This window comes from Allobosea sp. 05T433 (assembly GCF_056396065.1).
In genome coordinates this window covers 1-1,481 of the sequence record NZ_JBFTKS010000099.1, presented here as the reverse complement: position 1 = coordinate 1,481, position 1,481 = coordinate 1, and the positions used below count along the sequence as shown (strand labels likewise).

Below are 1,481 nucleotides of genomic sequence, written 5' to 3'. Positions count from 1 at the left end.
GAGCGGCCCAGCGCCAAGGATGGCGATCACTCTCTTCAGATTGTAGGCCAGGACGTGGAGGCTCATCTCCGTACTGACGTTTTTGAGGGACTTGGTCTTGAAGTGGGTCGCTCCCATCCAGGCCTTTAAGGTTCCGAAGGGGTGTTCGACGGTGGCTCGGCGGATGCGCATGCTCTTGGGCGCGCGATCCAGCCGTTCCTGCATGGCCTCGATCACCGCCTCATGCTCCCAGCGGGTGAYCCGTCGCTCGACGCTCGGTGTGCACTGGGGCTTTAAGCGGCAGCTCTGACAGCTGGCGCGGTCCCAGTAGCGATGCAGGGTCAGGCCCTTCTCCACCGTCGTCATGTGGCGGGGCAGCAGCGCCCCCGATGGGCAGCGGTAGACGTCCTGCTCGGGCAGGTAGGCGAAGTCCTGCTTGCCGAACCGGCCGTCGGCCTTGGCGCCGGAAGTCAGGGGCTTGGGCATGAGGGGCGTCACGCCGATAGCCTCGCAGGCCAGGATCTCCTCGCCGGCGAAGTAGCCGCGATCGGCCAGCACRTCGAGCGTTTCGACGCCCATTTCGGCCTTGGCTTGGCCGGCCATKCCCGAGAGTTGACCGCGGTCGTGGCCGRTGTTGGTGACCTCGTGCGCGACGATCAGGTGGTGAGTGATGTCCACCGCCGTCTGCACGTTGTAGCCGACCATCCCCGTGCCCTTGCCGTTGGTGGCCATCGCCCGCGCATCCGGATCGGTCAGAGATATCTGCTGGTCCGGCGCGGCATGCACCTCAGCCTCCAGGGCCTTGAAGGCTTTCATCTGCTCCTTGAGGGCGGCGATCTTGTCTTTCAACCGCACCGTCTTGGCCTGGRCCAGTTCGCCATCATGTCGATCGGCCGTCTCCAGCGCCGACATGTAACGCTCGAKGCTGGCCTCCACCTGCTCCATCCGACGCTGGATCGAGGCRCGCGTAAAGTTCTTGTCGCGCGTGTTCACCGCCTTGAACTTGCTGCCGTCGATGGCCACGATCGCGTGGGTGAAGAGATCCAGCCGGCGACACAAAGTGATGAACTGCCGGCAAGCCGCCCGGATCGCCGAGCCGTTGTCCTTCCTGAAGTCGGCGATGGTCTTGAAGTCCGGCGCCAGCCGTCCCGTCAGCCACATCAGCTCGATGTTGCGCTGCGCCTCGCGCTCCAACCGACGGCTCGATTGCACCTGGTTGATGTAGCCGTAGACGTAGATCTTTAGCAGCACGCCCGGATGGTAGCTCGGACGGCCCGTCGCCTCGGGAACCACGCCTTCAAAACCCAGTTGGCCCAGGTCCAATTCATCAACGAAGACGTCGATCACCCGAACCGGATTGTTCTCCGACACGTAGTCGTCAAGATACTCGGGAAGCAGGACACCCTGCCGACGGTCTTCACTCTCAACGAAGCGCTTCATCTAAGCTCCCGGAGCATCACCTCCAGGAATCCTAGCCGACTCGGCTCTTTTCACACAGCCTC

General features: G+C 63.3%; 1 protein-coding gene. It reads right to left on the bottom strand.

Annotated features, from left to right (window positions below):
• The coding region (locus AC1DGP_RS35175) for an IS1182 family transposase (protein ID WP_476833287.1) at positions 1–1,419 on the bottom strand (1,419 nt) is incomplete at its 3' end.
• Positions 1,420–1,481 lie beyond the last annotated feature (62 nt).